Consider the following 20,822-nt stretch of genomic DNA (forward strand, 5'->3'; position numbering starts at 1 on the left):
CTCTAATACTTAGGTGGTGACTCAAATGGAATGGTTGTTAAATAAAATTCAAGGAGAAAAAACCTTTCGCCTCTCGTTTACGTATCAACAGCAAAAGAAATGGTTAGGACTTTTTTTTTCATTACCAGCTTTGGTTCTCCTTTTTACTTTCTTAATTTTGCCTGTTGGATTAGCGTTCGTCTATAGTTTCATGGAATACAATATGTTAAATCCTGCTGGAAAAACATTCACAGGTCTAAGTAACTACGCTCGTTTGTTTCAGGATGCTATATTCTTTACAGCATTAAAGAATACGCTATATTTCTCAGTACTGGTTGTTCCGTTGCAATGTGCCGTTGCACTTGGTTTAGCGATTCTAGTAAACAAAAAAGTAAAAACGGCAGTCATTGGCAGAGTCTTCTTTTTCAGTCCAGTGGTCACATCTATGGTTGTAGTAGCCATATTATGGACGTTTCTTTATAACGTGGATAGCGGATTGATTAATAGCGGACTTAACTTTTTTGGTATTCCGGATCAGCCTTTCTTGTTAAGTGAAGGTCAAGCGATGAATTCAATAATATTCATGTCTGTATGGCAGGGGGCTGGCTTTCAGATGATGATCTTTCTAGCAGGGCTGAAGGATGTTCCAGAGACGTTATATGAAGCGGCTGATATTGATGGGGCCAACGCCTGGCAAAAATTTATGAACGTAACTCTGCCTTCTCTTAAGAATGTGACTGGGTTTGTTTTAATGATCACAACAATTCAAGCCTTCCGCTTGTTTATCCAGCCTTACGTTATGACAAACGGAGGACCTAGTGATTCTACTAAAACTCTAGTCTTCATGCTTTATGAAAATGGCTTCCAATTCCGGGATGTCGGATACTCCTCTGCCATTGCCGTTGTTTTCTTTCTTGTCGTGCTGACCGTATCTTTAATCTTAAAGAAAGTATTGAACCAATAGGAGGGAAGAATTATGAGTCGAACATGGAAAAAGAGGTTTTACAAAATTGGATTATCCCTAAGTATCTTATTACTTGGACTTTTATTCATATCCCCTCTGTTATGGATGATTATTGCTTCAGTTAAACCAGAGACACTCATTTTTAAAGACATGGGCATTCAGTCTTTCTTGCCGAAACAAGCGACCTTTGATAACTATTTAGCTATCCTATTTACCGACAGTGTGAACTTTTTAAAGTATATGTGGAACAGCCTTTTCTCGGTCGGGATGATCGTTCTGCTTGGAACCGTCGTCAATTCATTATGTGCGTACGCCTTAGTGAAACTAAAGTTTCCAGGCAGTGGCTTCATTCTAGTGGTCATTATTGCTCTCTATGTCGTTCCATTTGAGAGCGTGCTGATTCCTCTTTATGTCGTGGTAAACAGCTTTGGGTGGATCAACGAATTTCCTTCCTTAATCGTGCCTTTTATTGCAGAAGCATTTAGTATCTTCTTGTTTATTCAATTCTTTAAAGGAATTCCGAACGAATTGGAGGAAGCGGCGCAAATTGACGGAGCCAATCCTCTTCAAGTCTTCTGGAAGATTGTCGTCCCTAACTCGAAGCCAGTGTTTGCAACGGCTGCTATTCTTTCCTTTGTGACTCATTGGAGTGACTTTATGTGGCCTTTAATCGTTGCAACAGATGATTCTATTCGTACTGTACAAGTAGGAATCCAATATTTGTTTACGGATAATAACATTGAATATGGCCAAATCATGGCCGCTTTAACTCTGACCACCATTCCTGTCGTATTGATTTTTATCTTCTTTCAGCGCTATTACGTACAGGGGATTACTTCAAGTGGTGTAAAAGGTTAAAGATAAGGAGGAAAAGCAGAGATGAGTCATGAGAAATTTCGACCACAGTATCATTTTAGCCCGAGAAAAAACTGGATCAATGACCCGAACGGACTTTGTTACTTTAACGGAGAATATCACTTATTTTACCAATACCATCCTCATAGCAAAGTCTGGGGGCCTATGCATTGGGGGCATGCCGTAAGTACTGACCTTATTCAGTGGGAGCACTTGCCGGTAGCCTTATATCCAGATGAACTTGGACAAATCTTCTCTGGAAGTGTCGTAGTGGATCACCTAAATACAAGTGGTTTGCAGGTGGATCAACGAAAAGTGATGGTAGCTATCTTTACTCATCATAAGGAAGGTCATGAAACACAAAGCATTGCTTATTCGAGAGATGAAGGGCGGACATGGGAGAAATACCATCTCAATCCAGTCCTTGATAATCCAGGCTTGAAAGACTTCCGTGATCCAAAGGTGTTCTGGAATGAAACTCACTGGGTCATGTCCCTTGCATGTGGAGACCATATTCGCTTTTACCGCTCAGAGGATCTGCTGAATTGGACTTATTTGTCTTCGTTTGGACATGAATATGGAGCACATGGAGGTGTTTGGGAATGTCCTGATCTTATTCGTTTTCAAACGGACGCAGGAGAAAAATGGGTTCTGATTGTAAGTATTAACCCTGGTGGACCCAATGGTGGCTCTGCAATTCAGTACTTTACTGGTAGCTTTGACGGAAAAATGTTCAAACCTGACCAATCAAAAGAGGTAGTCAAGTGGGCCGACTATGGCAGGGATTTTTATGCAGCTGTAACATGGAGTAACCTAGCTGAACCCTTATGGATCGGGTGGATGAATAACTGGCAATATGCGAATGAAGGGCCGACACATCCATTTAGAGGATCAATGTCCATTCCCAGGAAACTTTATTTAAAAGAAGTAGAAGGAAAGACGATGCTTGTACAAAAGCCTATAGAAGTTACTCCTTTATTGAAAGAAAGGACAGAATCAGAATGTATTTGTCTTAAACCTGAGCATGCTTTTTCCCGGGTAATTCAAAGACAGAGTTCCTTTCAAGCGACTATTAAGTCTGGTTTTGTTGCTTTCGATCTCTCTATAAAAGGTGAGGGAGAGCAATTGACAATTAATTTTAATCCTTTCAAACAATGTTTAAAAGTAGATCGTACTGGGCTGAAACTGGTTCAGTTTTCTAAGGAGTTTGCAAGCGTCGATTCAATGTCTGTTAAATATGTAAATGATTTCCATTTATTCATTGATGAGTGCTCCATAGAGATTTTCATAAATCAAGGAACTAAAGTAATGACTGAACTGTTCTATATGAATGGGGATTCGTTTACGTTGGAATGGAAAGCGAACAAAACAGAATTACAAGCTAAATATAGGTTGGAAGAGATAAGTTCTATTTATGAACCTGCTTTATCTCACTTTGAGGGGAGGGTATAAAATGTTTGGGATAAATGAAAGGACAACTTCACTAATGAAGAACTTTACCAATATGATCCTATTAAATCTTTTGTGGATTCTATGTTCTTTACCTATCCTAACGATCGGTCCATCGACAGCAGCTATGACCAATGTCATTCGGAGCTGGAAAATCGATCAAGAGGACAGCGTTTTCCGGAGTTATTTTAATGGATTTCGCAGATATGCGAAATCAGGATGGATTGGCACACTCTGGTTATTGGGGGGATTAGTATTAATCATTGATGTCCTTCTTTTTTTCCAAATTAGCAGTTCTTTAAAAGTGTTTATCCTTTCGATTGCAGGGATGGCGCTCATTCTTTATCTTCTAACTACGACGTTTTTATTTCCTGTTTTGGTCCATTACGAAACGAGTGGATTTAAGCTAATTAAGAAATCCTTCACTCATGCATTTATGGATGGTTCTACTTCCATCGGTATTGTTCTTTTGTGGACGGCAGCAGGTACACTTATCTATATTATGCCAATCCTTACATTTCTTCTTGTTGTTCCTGTTTTCATGGTAACATTCAGGTTTTGCCTCCGATCATTTGATAAAGTAGGAGTTAATGTTTAAGAGAAACGATTTCCTATATCTATAAAAGGCCATTGATCTAATCCTCTAAGATCAGTGGCCTTTTATTATTCATGTTTTTTGAAAGAAGTAGAGTTATCTGAAGGTCAATATCTAAACGAAATTTTGATGAATCAATAATTTTTAGTTGAGTTATAAAATACAACAAAATTCAACCTATTCTTTAAAGATAGGTTTCCTAGGAAGAAAGTATCGTTTAAAATTAGAAGTAATTAAGATAACCCCTATTTCCGCAGCTTAAGAATAAAATTTCAGAAAATACTTAATTTCATGTTGAAAATAAGTAAGCGTTATCTTATAATGAAGTCAACTTAATTGAATGCGTTTTCAAAAAAGAGGGATCTTTAATGGAATTAACAATGGATTATAATTCAAGGCAAATATTAAATTTAATACGGGAACAAGAAGCGCTGTCGCGTGTAGAGATAAGTGAAAGGTTAGAAATACCACAACCAACGGTTACACGCATTACGAACAAGCTGATGAAATCAAATTTGCTTAAAGAAGGTAAGCAAGGAATTTCTAGCGGCGGTAGACGTCCAACAAAGCTCGAGTTTAATGAAAATTGTTATTATTCATTAGGCATAGAATTAGGACGGTCGGCTATCAAAGCAGCTCTTATTAATTTAAATGGACACTTACTTTCATTCAGAATGAAAGTAACTAGCGGGTCAGAAAGTATCGATCAAATTATAGAGTATGTAAAGGAAGCTGTAGAAGAAGTTATGGAAGAGTCAGACATTGCTAAGGATCGTATTCTTGGTGTAGGAGTTGGGATGCCCGGTCCTCTTAATGAAACAGTCGATCATAAGGTCTCCCCGCCTAATTTTTATCAAGAAAAGAACATTCCTTTAAAAAGCTTATTGGAAGAAGCTATTCAGTTACCGGTCACACTTGATAATGACGCAAACGCTGCCACTGTTGCAGAGAAGTGGTTCGGTGACGGTGTAGGATTTACTAACTTTTCTTATGTATTGGCAGACATAGGGATAGGCTGCGGATTAATGCTGAATGACTCCCTATACAAAGGTTTAAACGGAGAGTCTGGTGAGCTGGGGCATATGAGCATTAATTTTCCTGGTGAGCTTTGTCATTGTGGAAATTACGGGTGCTTAGAAACATTATCCTCATTGCCAGCTATCGAAAAGAACTACATGAGAATGCTCAGCCACAAAACTGGAATAACTCATAGCGATTCAAAAACTTCCTTTGAAGACATTGTCAAAGAGGCTAATGAAGGTTCCATGGTAGCTCAACAAGTTCTGGATCAAGCAACGCAATACTTAGGAATAGCACTTTCCAACTTGATAAATTTGTTTGCTCCTCAAAAAGTCATCATTGGAGGTGAATTTCGTAAAGTAAATGTTCAGGCCTTTGATAAGATTCACTCAACCATTGAAGCAAGAGTGATGGGGAAGAGTGGAAAAAGGATTCCCATTGTGAAATCCAAAATTGAAGAAGCAGTTGTTCTTGGAGCGGGAGCTTTAGTTATAAACGAAAAGTTCTCATTGTCTTTAAATTCTCAAACTAGACAGACATAAGGAGGTATGTATATGGAAATGAAAGCGAACCGTCTCAGCAAGACTCAGTCCTCTCCGAAACGATTTTTATCCATGTTGAAAAAGTATAAGTTAGAGACAGCTATGATTCTACCTTTAATCATCTACATTTTTTATTTTACCTTAACACCGATTATTAACACGATTACCATGAGCTTTAGAAATGACGATTCAGGAGCATGGACACTAGGAAATTATCAGCAAATCTTTACAGATATCAATTTTAATACGGCATTATTTAATACCCTTTTTATAACCATTGTAGGAATCATTCTGCAAATTAGTATTGCCTTATTGATTGCTCTTCTCATGAATAAAGAGTTTAAAGGGAAAGGGTTTTTCCGAACGATGATGCTTATCCCTATGGGGATTCCGACCTTGGTTTCTGGTGTTACATTGCTCTTTATCTTTGGCCAGACAGGTTACTTTAATGAACTTCTGTTTCGGTTAGGAATCGTAGATACCCAGCCATTTTGGCTTGGTGGAGGAATCAATACTTTATTTGTCATTATTTTTGCAGATATGTGGAAGGTTTTGCCTTTAACTATTCTATTATTATTAGCTGGACTGCAATCGATACCAAAAGATGTATATGAAGCTTCTGCTATTGATGGGGCAAACTCATGGCATACTTTCTGGTCCATAACCTTGCCACTATTGAAACCGTCTATTACGATGGCCATTATTTTACGAGCGATTGATTCATTCCGAATTTTTGAATTGCCTCTTGTCATGGCAGGTAATAATACTCCCGTACTCTCAACCTTTTCTTACGAGGCATTTCGTCACAGTAATTATGGGGTGTCAGGAGCTGCGGCAACCATTTTATTGTTAATCATTGTGATATTTATCATCAGCTATATCTTAATTGTTGAGAGAAAGAACTTGAAAGAGGTGAAGTAAACGATGAATCGAAAACGTTTTCAAACGTGGGGGATCTATGCCACTTTAATCTTATTTGCCACTGCCATGATTTCACCGGTCTATATTTTGCTTAAAGTATCGATTAGTGCACCTGAAGAAGTAAATACAGCGCACCCCACTTTCTTAGTTCAAGACGCAACGTTTGACCATTGGATGGATATTTTGACTACGGAGAAAAAGACTGATACAGGCTTAATGATTTACCGTATAGAGGGAGATACATATACGGTTGAAGATGTGGATGGAAATGAGCATACTCTGACAAGTTCGAACCAGTTCACGATCAACGGGGTATTTAAGAAAATTTCATTCCTCGATGAAAATAAGGAGATTAATCTAGACCGTGATGGGCTTCAAGATTTAAGGGATCATTTAACGACGAAAAAGACCTTTTTCGGTCAAAAAGTAATCGATAATTTATATCAGCCACTTGGAAAAAGTTTTATTGTTGCTACGGTGACCACGATTGTAGCTATATTCATTTGTGCGCCAGCTGCTTATGTTATATCAAGACTTCCTAGCTATATCGGATACATTGTTGTTCTTTCTTTACTCGTAACCCGGATGTTTCCGGATGTAGGGATTGCTCTTCCTGTAGCTACTCGTTTTCTATCATGGGGAATGACGGATACCTCTTTCGGATTAATCTTAGCTCACTTGATTCCGAATCTACCATTCTTAGCGTGGATTCTGGTGGGTACATTTGCAACAATTCCAAAAGACTTAGAGCAATCGGCAATGATCGATGGAGCCAATCGTATTACTGCTTTAGCAAGAGTTGTTTTTCCGATTGCTATTCCAGGGATTGCTGTAGGATCCATCTTTGTATGGTTGAATTCTTGGAACGAGTTCATCTATGCAAGATATCTATCAACAGAAGTAGCTACCTTGCCATTGAGAATTTTTGAAGTAATTACGAGGGGAAGTATATTCCCAGCAGCCGCTTGCTCTATGATTCTCACAATTCCAGTTATCATTATTACTTTTGTGCTTCAGCGTTATATGAAATCAGGAATGCTGTCTGGAGCTGTAAAAGGTTAATAAAAATTTATTAAATGTATATAGGAGGATGTATTTATGAAGAAATCTATGAAACTAATTTTTGCTGCCATGTTGTCTATCCTGTTGTTAGCTGCCTGTTCTTCAAATCAGAGCTCGTCTAGTAATAGTAATGAAGAAAGCAGCAACAACTCGGAAGAAACAAAAGAGGACCAGTCCGGAACGTTGCGTGTAGCTTTTGGTATGGGAGAAAGTGAATGGAAAGTGTTTGAAAATGAAATCATCCCTGCTTTTGAACAAGAAACAGGGATTAAAGTCAGCCCCATTGCTATCGAAAGTGACAATCTTATTAATAAGCTGACAGCAGAGGTTGATTCAGGAAACTTTTCCGTTGATATGTTTGCACAAGACGTAAACAACCTGTCCGCACTGGTTGATCGAGATTTAGTGGAAGACTTATCTGATTATAAAAGTGAAATTCCTGACTCTGTGATTTCAGGGATGGTCGATGTTTCGACTTTCGAAGATCAATTACTATTTATGCCTTATCGTCCTAACGTAGAGATTGCCTTCTATAATCAGAAGAAATTTGATAAGTACGGTATGAAGCCGCCTGAGAATTGGGACGAGCTATTAGAAACCGCAAAAACGTTCAAAGAAGAAGAAGGACAAGGACGCGTGGCTATGAAGGCAAACCTAGGTGGAGACAATGTCCTTCATATGTTTGATTTCATCCGTCAAGCGGGTGGAGATCCTTATGTACTGAATGATGAAGGAAGCATTAAAGCATTTACATTTATGCAAGAACTTTACCCTTATCTAGCCGAGCAAAGCTCAAAAGCTACTTGGGATACAATGAATCAATATTTAGAAAAAGATAGTGTGTATCTGGGACAGAACTGGCCTTTCTATATTCCACAGTTCCACGAGCATGGTAAAGATGAAATCAAAGCATATAGTGGCTGGAGCGGACCTGAGAAAGAGGCTCATACGTTAGGTGGAGAAGTAATCGGAATACCTAAAGGCTCTAAAAAAGTGGATGAAGCTATGCAGTTTGCCCAATTCTTGATGTCTAAAGAAGTTCAAGAGCTGCTTGTAAGTGAATTGGCATGGCCTTCCGTCCGTTCAGATGCTTATGGATCCGTTCAGGGCTACCAGAAACCTTATTTCGAAGCGATTAAAAATGCGTTAGAGCATGCTGAACCACGTGGGAATGTCCCTTACTGGGGTGACGCTGAATCAATCTATACAGAAGCCTTTCAAAAGATCGTTGTTGAAGGCGGAGATGTCGAAGAAAATCTGAATACAGCAGCTGAACAATTACAAAAATTACAGAATCAATAACAATAAGTTTAAGAGTGGCTGTACCCGTTTGTGTGCAGCCACTTTTGATAGAAAGGAAGATGGGATATGGAATATAGCGTAATTAAAGAGGGAGATCTATTCCTGACAACAGAGCAAAATGGAGATATAGAGACCGATCAAGATAAAGGGTATGGCTTATATACAAAAGATACCCGTTTTTTAAACCAGCTGGAATTAATGATAAATGGAAAGAAACCTTCATTACTTTCTTCCACTGCAGCTAAGAACTATGTGGCTTCTATCCGTTTGATGGATCATGAAGATGACCATGGGGCAATTGAAGTTGTTCGGGACCGCTTTATCTATGATGGAGTATGCTATGAAAAAATAACGTTTACCAACTACTTTCCCACTTCTCAAATCTTCGAAGTATCCTTATCCATGGATGCGGATTTTCAAGACATGTTTATTGTCCGTCAATTCAGAACTGGTGAGGTCGGAAAAAAGACAGGACGGACCTACGAAAATGAATCAATGAAGATTGGTTACAAAGGTAAAGATGATCTTACAAGAGAAACTTTGATTCAATGGGATACCAGGGAGAAAAGCATAAGTGAAGATGGAACTCTTACTTTTGAATTGGAATTAAATCCAAAACAAGAGCAAGCGATCACCATTTCCATTACACCAGTCATCGATGGCCAATCAGGAACAAAGCTTCCATTTGATCAAGCATTGACTCAACTGGAGGCATCTTACGAGGACTGGACTGAGCAAGGCACAAAAGTATTAAGCGACCTTCCGTTATTTAATGATATTTTCAAAAGAGGAGCCCAGGATCTCCGTATGCTCATGAGTGATGTGGGTTATGGAAATGTTCCTGTTGCAGGTCTCCCTTGGTTTGCTGTTCCATTTGGCAGGGATAGTTTGATTACAGCTTTGTTTATGCTGCCTTATCGTCCCGATGAAGTTAAAGGGACGCTTCGAACATTAGCTCATTATCAAGGTGAGAAAATAGATCAACATCGTGATGAGCAACCAGGTAAAATCATGCATGAAATTCGTTTTGGAGAATTATCAACGACCAATCAAACGCCTTTCACACCTTATTATGGAACGAACGATGCCACCCCTTTATTTATTGTGCTGGCAGCCGAGTACTACAATTGGACCGGAGACCTTGAACTCATTAGAGAGTTGCAGCCAAATATAGATCGAGCGTTAGAGTGGATCAATACGTATGGTGATTCTGACGGATACGGCTTCGTTCAATATGCACAAGAAGCAGATAAAGGCTTCCCAAATCAAGGATGGAAAGACTCTAAAAATTCAATCGTTCATCAAGATGGGCAATTTGCAGAAGCGCCTATTGCATTAGCCGAGGTTCAAGGCTATGTGTATCAGGCTAAGAAAAATTTAGCGCCTATTTATCGTACCCTGGGTCTGAAGGAATCAGCAGAACAATTAGAAATGGAAATGAAGCAATTACAGAAGAAATTTGAAGAGGATTTTTGGCTGGAGGATGAGCGTTTCTATGCTATTGCTCTAGATGGTAAGAAGAAGCCGGTCAAATCAATTACTTCCAACCCAGGTCATGTGCTTATGTCAGAAATGCTAGATGAGAAAAGAGCCAAAGATGTGGCCGAGCGTCTTGTAGGAGAAGAATTGTTTAATGGTTACGGCTTGCGTACGATGACTCCTCAATCAGCTGGTTACTATCCGATGAGCTACCATGCTGGAAGTGTATGGCCTCATGACAATGCGATGTGCCTCATCGGTTTAAGCCGTCTTGGAATAAAAGAGGAAGCCATCCAAATTGTAGAGGGGATGCTTGAGGCAGCAAAAGGCTTTGAATACTTGCGGTTACCTGAGCTTTTCTGTGGGCATGACAGCAATCTTGGTTATCCAGTTCCATATCCAACTACTTGCTCTCCACAAGCATGGTCCGCTACGTCTTCTTTTATATTTTTACAGACCCTATTAGGGATCCAACCTAAGGCTGGCAGCAAACAGATCATCATCGATCCAGTCCTTCCTAAAAATATGAACCTATTAAAAGTAGAAGACATGCGGATAGGTGAGGGTGTTTTATCACTTGATATTAAACGGAATGCGGGCACATATGAAGTTAAGGTTGTGAATAATACTACTGGATATACCATTCAACAAAAACAAGATGTTGATTTACAGGTAAAAGGATAAAGGGGAATTCAAATGAATTATATAGTCGGAATAGATATTGGTGGTACAAAAGTGGCGCTTGGAATTGTAGGTGAAGACGGAAAACTTTATCACCAGACAAAAATAGCTACTGATTTATCCATATCACCTAAAGAGATGATTGATCGTATGTCCGACCAAATCAATCAATTGGTGAAAAACTCTGGAGTCTCTTTTGAACAAGTGCTAGGAATTGGGATTGGGGCTCCAGGACCCCTTGACTCAAAACAAGGGGTCATCACCTGTCCTCCAAATCTTCCGAACTGGCATAATGTAGAGATTGTTCGTATGTTGGTGGAAATCTATCAAATTCCTGTCCTGCTAGAGAATGACTGCAATGCTGCTACGCTGGCAGAAAAATGGATTGGTGCTTCGCAGAACAACGAGCACTTTGTGTATTTGACGATTAGCACAGGAATAGGGGCAGGTATTTACGCAGATGGCAGACTAATTTCCGGTAAGAGCGGAAATGCCGGAGACATTGGTCATATCATGATGGATCCTAGCTATGGTACGTGTACATGCGGTCAAGATGGATGCTTTGAGTGGATTGCTTCAGGAACAGCAATTGCAAGACAAGGTTCAGAGATTCTTGGGCGGTCTGTAACAGCTGAAGAGGTATTTACACTCTATAGAAATAAGGATCCTAGGGTTCAAGATTGTATTAATACTATTTTTTCAGTGATTGGAGCAGGATGTACCACCATTGTTAATGCTTTTGATCCAGAGAAAGTAGTTATAGGTGGAGGCGTTTCTAAGGTTGGTGATCCATTATTTCAAGCTGTTCGATCCTATGTCCGAACTCACGCACTAAGTCCTTCCGGTAGAGAGACAGAAATTGTGACTTCTGGATTGGACCAACATTCTGGAACAATAGGAGCGGCTGCTTTACTGCTGCAGGATAAAGATGCTTTAGATAAATTAAGCGTGAATACAATTTAATGGACTAAAAGGAGTGGACTTATGGAACAAAAATGGTGGAAGGAAGCTGTCGTTTACCAAGTCTATTGGCGCAGCTTTAACGACACAACCGGGAATGGAATTGGAGATTTACAAGGTGTTATCGAAAAGCTTGATTATATAAAGTCCTTAGGCGTTGATGTTATTTGGGTGAACCCATTTTTTGAATCACCAGATAAGGATAATGGTTATGACATATCGAATTATTACGCCGTTATGGATAAAGCGGGAGATATGGAAACTTTTGAACGTTTACTAGAAGAAATTCATAGAAGAGACATGAAGCTTATTATGGATTTAGTTGTGAATCATACGAGTGACCAGCATCCATGGTTTAAAGAATCCCGTTCATCCATAGACAATCCTAAACGTGATTGGTACATATGGAAGGACCCTAAAGAAGATGGGTCCGCACCGAATAATTGGCGGAGCTATTTTACTCCTTCTACCTGGGAGTATGATGAGAAGACCCAACAATATTATTTTCACTCATTTGCCATCGAACAACCAGATCTTAATTGGGAGAATCCAGAAGTAAGGGAAGAAATTTATAACATGATGAGATTCTGGCTCGATAAAGGGATCGATGGTTTTCGCATGGATGTTATAAATCTATTAGCTAAGCTTGAAGGCTATCCAGATGTCGAAGAGCCCGAAACGATCAACTATTTAGGAAATAATCCTGGAATTCATAACTACCTAAAAGAAATGTATAAAGAAGTGTTACAACATTATGATGTATTTACTGTTGGAGAGATTCCTTTTGTTACTCCTGAAGACGGTCTGTTGTATGTCGGAGAAGACCGCCAGGAACTAAATACACTTTTCCATTTTGAAGTGTGTGATGACATGGTCCAAATGGATTTACCCCGATTTAAAGAGATCCAAAAACGATGGTATGAGGGGATGTTTGGACGCGGGACAAATTCTCAGTTTCTAAACAACCACGATCACACCAGACTGGTGACTCGCTTCGGAAATGACAATGAATATCGAGAAGAATCTGCGAAACTACTAGGGACACTCATTCATACTCTTCCTGGCATACCTTACGTGTTCCAGGGGGAAGAAATAGGCATGACAGGTGTTGATTTTCCAACCATAGAGGATTATCAGGATATTGCTATGCTTAATAAATATAACGAAGAGGTAGAAAAAGGTCGGGACGAGGCTGAAGTATTAGAAGAATTGAAATTATTAAGCCGTGACAATTCCAGAACGCCAATGCAATGGAATGATCGTGAGAATGCAGGTTTTACCACCGGAAATCCTTGGATTAAACTGAACCCAAATTATTCTGATATTAACGTGCAACAGGCATTAGATGATAAAAACTCCATCTTTTATTATTATCAAGACCTAATTTCATTCAGAAAGAAATATAAGGTTTTAACCTATGGAGACTACCAGCCAATTTTAGAGGATCATCCAGCCATTTATAGTTATTTTAGAGAATATGAGAATGAGAAGCTACTGGTTGTAGCTAATATGAGTGATGAGGAAAACGTATTTGATTACTCAGTGGATACTTCTAGTGCTGAGTTTCTTCTTCATAATTATGCCAATGAGAATGATTTATCTTACTCGAAATTAAATCCTCATGAGGTACGTGTTTACTTATGGACATAATAAATAGTAAAAAGATGACGGGTGTTTAACTCGTCATCTTTTTTTAGTTTATCACCACTTCGGTGCAATTCGCATTCGTTCTGATGGTGGTGCCAGATACTCACATGCTTTTTCAGTGTGAAAATTAAGGGCATAAAACCTCCACTAACCTCATTCACAATATACTGCAATTTATTTAACTAAGCGAAATTTTCAAGTGTAAAATCGAAATATTTGCAAAAATCAACACTTTTCGACATAATCTTTAATAGAGGTTCCACAACTCGCCTCCTTACGAAAATCACCTGATGAATTTTTGACATCCATGATTAGTATCCGGCAAAATCAATTCTTACAAGAAAGTAGGGGAAAATCTATGAAGTCGAGAGAAGACTTAAATGCTTTAATGGATCAGAGAGATGAGCTCGTAATGGAAAACAAGCAGCTGAAAGAGCAGTTGGAAGAAGAACGTAAAAAGGTTTCATTGTTGGAAAAAGAGTTAGATGAAAGTAAAAAAGAAACAACGAACTTAGGTTAAGGTATTTTACTTAGTTTAAATAGAAATATCATGCCAAATTCTCTTCTACGGTCTAAGAGAATTTGGCTTTTTTTTAATTTAATAATTCCTCGAAAAAAGAAGTATGAAAAATCTTCCACAGCTGTGCTAAACTATCGATAAACCATACGAACGAATGAGGGATGACGATGAGCAAGCCATCAATCTTAGTGGTAGAAGACGAAGAAAAAATCGCTAGAGTTCTAGAACTCGAACTTGAATATGAAGGCTACAGTGTCGTCAAAGCTCATGACGGCTTAGTAGGAATGCAGCAATTTCGCGAACACAAGTGGGATCTGATTTTATTGGATGTCATGCTTCCTGAGATGAGCGGGGTCGATCTATTAAGAAGAATTCGTTCGGGCGGAGATCAAACTCCGGTGATCATGTTGACAGCAAAGGATGGACTTGAAGATAAAGTGGAGGGGCTCGATCTTGGCGCAAATGATTATGTAACGAAGCCGTTTCAAATTGAGGAATTATTGGCGAGGATCCGCGCAGCTTTACGGACTAAAACCGCTCCAATAGAAGACGATCAGGAAACAATAAGTTTAGCTGACCTAACTGTGAACGAGGGGACACATGAAGTTTTTAGAGGAGATGAGCCGATCAAGCTTACGGCCAAGGAGTTTTCCTTGCTTGCTTATTTTATGCAAAATCAACGCCAGGTCTTAAACCGTGAACAGCTGCTCGATCACGTCTGGGGCTATGACTATTACGGTGACACCAACATTGTGGATGTGTATGTGCGATATTTACGAAATAAAATGGACAAAGGCTTCGAACCGCAGCTTCTTCATACGGTCAGAGGCGTCGGTTATGTATTGAAGGATCCGCGATGAAGCTGACGAATAAGATTCATGTGTTTACGACGGTGTTGTTTGTGATTCTATTGATCTTGATCAACGTTACGATTTATTTTTCCTTCAAAAATATTATGTTCAATACCGAGCTCGGGCAAGCGAAGCAAGAGGCAGAACAGGTACTGGCAGGTGTCAGTGAAAATCAGAGTGCGGCGGCAACTCAGGACTTGCTTCGGGCTTACGTGCCTCCTGGCGGAATGCTTCAGATTGTACTGGAAAATAACGAGTCAGACGCGACTGTCACGGCAGGTAATGAGCAGGATCTGATTGAACAGGATACCCAGTTTTATCAGCAGGAAATTACAGATGTCCGTTCTATTGATGACTCGCCTTATGCATTTGTGGCGCTTCCGATTGTGTGGACGGATGGAGAAGTGGCGTCTTTGCAGATGACCGAGTCTATGGAGGCAGAAGCAGAGAACCTGGAGTTATTGAGGATTGTCTTACTCGTTGTCACCCTTCTTGCTATCATTCCGTTGTTTATTTCTGCGCGCGTATTGAGCAACTTGATTACAAAGCCGATTACCTCGCTAATTCAGACGATGGATCATATCCGGGGAAGCGGCCAGTTTCAACGAATAGAGACGCCAAAGCAATCGAAGGATGAGCTCTATCAAATGACGGAAACCTTCAACCAGATGATCGATCAATTGGAGGCCAATTATGAACGGCAGGAACAGTTTGTATCGAACGCTTCCCATGAGCTGAAAACGCCGCTCACAGTCATTGAATCTTACTCAAGTTTATTGAAGCGCCGCGGCAAGAACGACGAGGCTCTTTTTAAGGAGTCCGTTGAAGCGATCCAGTCTGAAGCGGAACGGATGCGTAAGTTGACCCAGCAGCTACTGCTTTTAGCGAAGCAGGACGAGCACTGGAATATGGAGTGGGAGGATCATGCTTTATCCGAAATTCTTCAGTCTACGATCAATGCTTTTGAGAAAGCCTACGAGCGTGAAGTCGTATTTGAAGTAACCAATGGGTTAACAGTAAAAACCGATGAACATAAGCTGAAGCAGCTGCTTTATATCTTTATGGATAATGCGCGTAAGTATAGTGATTCGTCCGTTGACGTACGAATGGATCGAGTCGGGAATAAGGCAAGGATTGTCATTACCGACCATGGGATCGGCATTTCGAAAGGCCATTTGGAAAAAGTGTTCGACCGTTTTTACCAGGTGGATGAAGCCAGATCCCGGGCATCAGGAGGTTTTGGACTCGGACTCTCTTTAGCCAAAGAACTGGCACATGTCCTTGGCGCAGAGATTCAGTTGGACAGTGAAATCGGACACGGAACATCCGCAACGATTCTTTTGCCGCTTTCTCAGTAAATTCTCATAATCCTTTTGTAAACTGGAGGGAGAGGTGACGAACAATGAAATACAAAATGATGATTGCTATAGCGAGTGGCCTCGTCCTCCTTTTATTAGGATGGCAGGGATCCAAGTTGTGGATGGGAGAAGACAGTGTTTCGGCGGATGAAGTGCGTCAAAAAGTTGAAGAGCAATACAAAGGAAAGATTACGAGTATCGAACCTGGGGATGACAGCTACATGGTGACGATGACGCTTGAAACAGGGGAATATCGTTTAGAGGTCTCCGAGGAAGACGGCCGCATCGTTCGTATGGAACGTGTGGAAGGGACGGGTCCTCAAGACGAGCCTTCTGAGGAATCAGAACCGCCGGCCGATCCGATAACAGAAGAACAAGCAAGAGAAGTCGCTTTGGAACGGGTGTCCGGCAATGTGGACGATATCGATTATGAGTCTTCGGATGACGGTGCTTACTTCTTAGTAGAAATCGAACGCGAAGATGGAAACGAAGCGACCGTTCAGGTCAATGCGATTACCGGAGAAGTCATGTCCGTTAGCTGGGATGATTAATTTTCTCATCAAATTCTCATTTTTCTCTCCTTTGATTCTCATCTTGTCTGTGTAGTCTATAGATAGAATCAAACCTAAGGAGGATATACAATGAAGAAAAAATTGATCATAGGCGGTATTACGGGAGCGATTGTTTTAGGGGGAGCTTTTGGTGTCAACGCAATGACAAACAATGGTGACGACTGGAACGGACAGGACGCCAAACTTTCTCAGGAAGATGCAGAACAGTCGGCGAAAGAGGAAATACAGGGACTTACCATTGATAAAGTAGAAAAGGACAAAGCAGGCGACCGTCTCATTTATGAAGTGGAAGGAACAACGGAAGACGGGAAAGAAGCTGATATTGAGATTGATGCAAATTCTGGTGAAATCGTAAAGTCCGAACGCGATGATGACGATGATTCAGAAGACAATGAAAGCCATGCCGATTTAAAGGTTTCTAAAGAAAAAGCTGAAGAAATGGCTAAGAAAGAAGGAAAAGGTGAAGTCGTCGAAGTAGAGCTTGAAGATGGTCACTATGAAGTAGAGATGAAGGATGGAAAGACCGAGTATGAAGTGAAGATCAATGGTCAGACAGGAGAGGTTATGGCATCGAAGCAAGATCAGGATGATGATTAACCAGAGAGAAAGACTGCCTCAGTGGGCAGTCTTTTTTTGATGAAACTCACACTCATTTAGCCCTCAGAGCCAACACTCTGCTTCAATTCATTCAGGCTGTCTAACGTAGGCTTCACCAATTCCTTCATTTTTTCTACATCAGGTTCATCTTTTTTAGCTTCATCAATGAGTGGGTAGAGGCTTTTCTCTATTTTCTCATATTGATCTGGGAATTGTTCTTCGACTTTCTTTTCGATACTGTCCCAGTCTTCTTCAAGGGTTTTCCCTTTTTCATTTAATGTAGTTACATCAGCGGAGTCTTCTAAGCTGGAATTCAAATCTTCAACAGAGGCAATGACCGTATCAATGCCGGATGCCAGTTCGGTCTCCTGTCCTTCATCACTGCTGCTAGTTTCCTCAGAAGATCCTTCAGAACTATCCGCATTTCCACTAGTGGCTTCACTGTCCTGTTCATTCGTCTGCTCTGTAGAATCTGAGTTGTCTTGACTTTCGGATGATCCGCAAGCTCCTAATAGTAAGCCAACAGCCAGGATGATACTAAACAGATAATACTTTTTCATAGAAACGCCTCCTTTTTTAAATCGAAGTCAGGGAAAGTGTTCCCAAAATATGCTAATTCAAACGAGGCTATTTGCACTAAAGATCATAGTAGGTCGTATGATTTATAACTAGATAGAAAGAACTCCGTATTCTTTGAGTTCTCTGAGACTCCCCTTACTCAGTGGCGATAAAACGATTGCCTTTTGGGGCAGTCGTTTTTTGTTTCCTAAGTTCATCTGAGTTCCATCTGAGGAAAAGGGAACCGGTTGAAATAATAAAAAAATGCAACCTAAGTTAACGAAGGTGAATAATATGGAGGAGTGAGTCGATGCAACCGGTGTTTTTAACGACTCCGTAATAAGCGGATGAAAGGAAGATTACATGGAGCGACCGGCAGGATTTTGGATACGACTGATGGCAAGTATTATTGATTCAATCATCGTGGGACTCTTACTTGGCACCATAACCTTATTTTTTTACGGGGAATTTTACATGGAGGAATTCAACTTCACCAATTTATTAAGTTACTGCTATTTACTTTTTGTTCCGGTATTATGGAAAGGTTATGTGATTGGAAAACGGATCTGTAATATTCGTATTGTTAAAATAACGGGGGAAAATGTGACCGTTTCTACTATGTTCATGCGGGTAATTGTCGGAGGGATTGTTTACTTTTTTTCACTTGGTATTGGGTTTATTGTAAGTGGAATTATGGTTATGACACGTGAGGATAAAAGGTCCATCCATGATTTCATAGCGGGAACCTATGTTAAGAATGAGAACTAGATAATCTTCCTTCTTAAATGGAGGGGATATTTAGATTGGATAGTCAGTACTGGAGTTGGTGCCCTTGTAGGTGTCATTTTAAAGGCTGAATTTTCGTTAAATTTGAATATTTCTTCAGAAACCGCTTGCCAGACAGTCTGGCTCCTTTGCTAACTCCTCTTGTAACAATTTTAGTAGGTTCCTTGATAACGGTTGTGCTGACTCAGCCATTTGCGGGTCTGAGTGCGGACTCCCCTGGTTCCTTGTAGATTTCATATGCTGGTGGTTTTGTTTTAACTTACCTGTTTGGTTTTAAGAAGGAATTGGCTGAGAAGTTGTATGAGTCAAAGGATAAAGCGGCTTAAGCGAGTGAAGGGGCTACCTTGTGATAAGGTAGTCTTTTTCTATCTTCGTCATTATTATAAAGGCCGTAATAATCTTGTTTGAATCTTGATTTTTCTAGGTATGGCATGGGGAGAAATGTAGCTATCATGATTGGATAGACGTTTGAAATCCAGGTGCCTTTTCTAGAAAAATAAAGGGTGAAAAGATGCATAGGAAGCTGTGGGTATTGAATGTCCAGGTTGGAGATCAGCCGCTTAGTATTATCCCTTATTATAATACTGTTCTCCCTCGTTTGAACATATAGATGAGAGATAAAGGGGGGAGTGTTTTGAGACAGTTTGGATACGCCAAATTAAGTTACCCTGCTGACATGCTTAGCATTATAAAAAATGGCTTAGAAAAAAAACTTTATCCTAAAAAGGTAGTCATTATTGGAGGCGGGATGGCTGGGCTTGTTGCTGCCTCTTTGCTTAAACAAGCCGGTCATCAAGTGACCATATTAGAGGGGAATGATCGGATTGGAGGAAGGGTTTATACAGTCAGGCACCCGTTTACTTCTGGGAATTATTTAGATGTAGGGGCCATGAGAATCCCAGATAATCATGAATTGGTGTTTGAATATATCAGACGGTTTAAGCTACCTTTGAATTCTTTTATTAATTCCTCTCCTGTTGATTTAATTTATGCAAATAATGTTCTAACTACAAGAAAAGTATATGAGGAAACCCCTGATATTTTAAGATTTCCCGTAAATGAAAATGAAAAAGGAAAAACGGCTACTGAACTCTTTCTAAAGGCTACACAACCATTTCTAGATTTATATTCAACTAGTACGCCTGACGAACAGGAAAGGCTTAAAGCACAATACTCCGAATATTCCATGGGAGAGTTTCTTCAATATAATCCAATTGGAAGGCCGTTGTCCCCTTACGCCATAAGGAGTATAGGAGTCATGTTGGGACTTGAAGGGTTTCCGGAGTTTTCATTTGTGGACATTTTGACTGACATTATTTTTCCTATTTTTAGTAAGAAAGTGAAGTTTTTTGAAATAGACGGAGGGAATGATCAACTACCCCTGGCTTTTATGAAGGAGTTGCAGCACAATACTTGTTTGAATCGAAAAGTGGATAAAATTTATCAAATGGAAAATGGGGTGAGAATCCAAGCAATCGATCCTAAAACGAACAGAAGGCATCATTATGAGGGAGATTATGCAATCGTTACTGTTCCTTTTCCTGTATTTCAATTTATCGATGTTTTTCCTTATCATTCAATTTCTTTTGATAAATGGCAGATTATCCGAGAGCTTATCAACCTTCCTGCTGTTAAAATTGGCATAGAATTTAAACATCGCTTCTGGGAGAAGGCAGGAGTAGGGAATGCCATAACAGATTTGCCTTCGAGATTTTCTTATATCCCAAGCCATGGAATAGGCTCCAGTGGTCCTGCAGTTTTATTGGGCAGTTATAGCTGGGGACAAGATGCAATCCTCTGGGCTAGTTTACCTCATGATGAAATGGTTCGTGAATTGCTTGATGATTTAGCCAGAATGTATGGGAGAATTGTATATAAAGAATACATGCAGGCATTTTCATATAATTGGAGTTTAAATCAATTTTCTGCAGGTGCTTTTACTCTCTTCCTTCCCGGTCAGGGTGCAAAATTTACCGACGTCATCCGTCAACCTGAAGGCAGGTTGCATTTTGCAGGAGAGCATACGAGTTCTTTTCATGGGTGGATGGAAGGGGCCATTGAGTCAGGGATACGCGCAGCTTTTGAAATAAATGAAAGAAATTAAAGGGGGGAGTGCTATCGGTC

General features: G+C 40.0%; 19 protein-coding genes. 18 read left to right on the plus strand and 1 reads right to left on the minus strand.

Translation table 11 applies throughout. From position 1 onward, the window contains the following. Positions 1-25: 25 nt before the first annotated feature. From HM131_RS05525 to HM131_RS05595, 16 genes are all read left to right on the plus strand, one after another. Complete coding sequence (locus tag HM131_RS05525; RefSeq protein WP_085028750.1) at positions 26-943, plus strand: carbohydrate ABC transporter permease; 918 nt, start codon at positions 26-28, stop codon at positions 941-943. Between the two features lie 12 nt (positions 944-955). Further along, positions 956-1,801 carry a carbohydrate ABC transporter permease gene (locus tag HM131_RS05530; protein ID WP_085028751.1) on the plus strand — a complete coding sequence of 282 codons (846 nt, stop codon included), beginning with the start codon at positions 956-958 and terminating at the stop codon, positions 1,799-1,801. 21 nt (positions 1,802-1,822) lie between these two features. Beyond that, complete coding sequence (locus HM131_RS05535) at positions 1,823-3,250, plus strand: glycoside hydrolase family 32 protein (RefSeq protein WP_085028753.1); 1,428 nt, start codon at positions 1,823-1,825, stop codon at positions 3,248-3,250. 1 nt (position 3,251) lies between these two features. Continuing rightward, positions 3,252-3,845, plus strand: a complete 594-nt coding sequence (locus HM131_RS05540; protein WP_198162727.1) for a YesL family protein — start codon at positions 3,252-3,254, stop codon at positions 3,843-3,845. Positions 3,846-4,210: 365 nt separating this feature from the next. Continuing rightward, the gene (locus tag HM131_RS05545; protein ID WP_085028757.1) at positions 4,211-5,404 is read left to right on the plus strand and encodes an ROK family transcriptional regulator; all 1,194 of its coding nucleotides are present in this window, start codon (positions 4,211-4,213) and stop codon (positions 5,402-5,404) included. A 12-nt stretch (positions 5,405-5,416) separates the two neighbouring features. Continuing rightward, on the plus strand, positions 5,417-6,325 hold the full coding sequence (locus HM131_RS05550) for a carbohydrate ABC transporter permease (RefSeq protein ID WP_232324880.1): 909 nt from the start codon (positions 5,417-5,419) through the stop codon (positions 6,323-6,325). A gap of 3 nt (positions 6,326-6,328) precedes the next feature. Then, entirely contained in the window at positions 6,329-7,387 is a 1,059-nt protein-coding gene (locus HM131_RS05555) for a carbohydrate ABC transporter permease (RefSeq protein WP_232324881.1), read from the plus strand. 36 nt (positions 7,388-7,423) lie between these two features. Further along, the gene (locus HM131_RS05560) at positions 7,424-8,689 is read left to right on the plus strand and encodes a sugar ABC transporter substrate-binding protein (protein WP_085028759.1); all 1,266 of its coding nucleotides are present in this window, start codon (positions 7,424-7,426) and stop codon (positions 8,687-8,689) included. Positions 8,690-8,755: 66 nt separating this feature from the next. Then, positions 8,756-10,852, plus strand: a complete 2,097-nt coding sequence (locus tag HM131_RS05565) for an amylo-alpha-1,6-glucosidase (RefSeq protein WP_085028761.1) — start codon at positions 8,756-8,758, stop codon at positions 10,850-10,852. Between the two features lie 12 nt (positions 10,853-10,864). Continuing rightward, entirely contained in the window at positions 10,865-11,812 is a 948-nt protein-coding gene (locus HM131_RS05570) for an ROK family protein (RefSeq protein WP_085028762.1), read from the plus strand. A 21-nt stretch (positions 11,813-11,833) separates the two neighbouring features. Next, complete coding sequence (locus HM131_RS05575) at positions 11,834-13,459, plus strand: glycoside hydrolase family 13 protein (protein WP_085028764.1); 1,626 nt, start codon at positions 11,834-11,836, stop codon at positions 13,457-13,459. A 355-nt stretch (positions 13,460-13,814) separates the two neighbouring features. After that, a complete protein-coding gene (locus HM131_RS20580) occupies positions 13,815-13,976 on the plus strand; it encodes a hypothetical protein (protein WP_157130767.1) in 162 nt (53 codons plus the stop codon). A gap of 167 nt (positions 13,977-14,143) precedes the next feature. Further along, positions 14,144-14,836 carry a response regulator transcription factor gene (locus HM131_RS05580; RefSeq protein WP_085028766.1) on the plus strand — a complete coding sequence of 231 codons (693 nt, stop codon included), beginning with the start codon at positions 14,144-14,146 and terminating at the stop codon, positions 14,834-14,836. Continuing rightward, positions 14,833-16,185, plus strand: a complete 1,353-nt coding sequence (locus tag HM131_RS05585; protein ID WP_085028768.1) for a sensor histidine kinase — start codon at positions 14,833-14,835, stop codon at positions 16,183-16,185. The genes HM131_RS05580 and HM131_RS05585 overlap by 4 nt, the downstream gene beginning before the upstream one ends. 44 nt (positions 16,186-16,229) lie before the next feature. Then, a complete protein-coding gene (locus HM131_RS05590) occupies positions 16,230-16,736 on the plus strand; it encodes a PepSY domain-containing protein (RefSeq protein WP_085028770.1) in 507 nt (168 codons plus the stop codon). A 90-nt stretch (positions 16,737-16,826) separates the two neighbouring features. Then, positions 16,827-17,354: a PepSY domain-containing protein gene (locus HM131_RS05595; RefSeq protein WP_085028772.1), complete on the plus strand. Its 528-nt coding sequence runs from the start codon at positions 16,827-16,829 to the stop codon at positions 17,352-17,354. A 56-nt stretch (positions 17,355-17,410) separates the two neighbouring features. Here the strand turns inward: HM131_RS05595 and HM131_RS05600 are convergent, their stop codons facing one another. Beyond that, positions 17,411-17,914: a hypothetical protein gene (locus HM131_RS05600; RefSeq protein ID WP_085028774.1), complete on the minus strand. Its 504-nt coding sequence runs from the start codon at positions 17,912-17,914 to the stop codon at positions 17,411-17,413. Positions 17,915-18,275: 361 nt separating this feature from the next. Between HM131_RS05600 and HM131_RS05605 the strand changes: the two genes are divergently transcribed. Together HM131_RS05605 and HM131_RS05610 are read left to right on the plus strand one after the other, a co-directional pair. Continuing rightward, positions 18,276-18,680 carry an RDD family protein gene (locus HM131_RS05605; RefSeq protein ID WP_085028776.1) on the plus strand — a complete coding sequence of 135 codons (405 nt, stop codon included), beginning with the start codon at positions 18,276-18,278 and terminating at the stop codon, positions 18,678-18,680. A gap of 628 nt (positions 18,681-19,308) precedes the next feature. Next, complete coding sequence (locus HM131_RS05610; protein ID WP_085028778.1) at positions 19,309-20,802, plus strand: flavin monoamine oxidase family protein; 1,494 nt, start codon at positions 19,309-19,311, stop codon at positions 20,800-20,802. Positions 20,803-20,822: the final 20 nt, after the last annotated feature.

This window comes from Halobacillus mangrovi, from assembly GCF_002097535.1.
Taxonomy (GTDB): Bacteria; Bacillota; Bacilli; order Bacillales; family Halobacillaceae; genus Halobacillus; species Halobacillus mangrovi_A.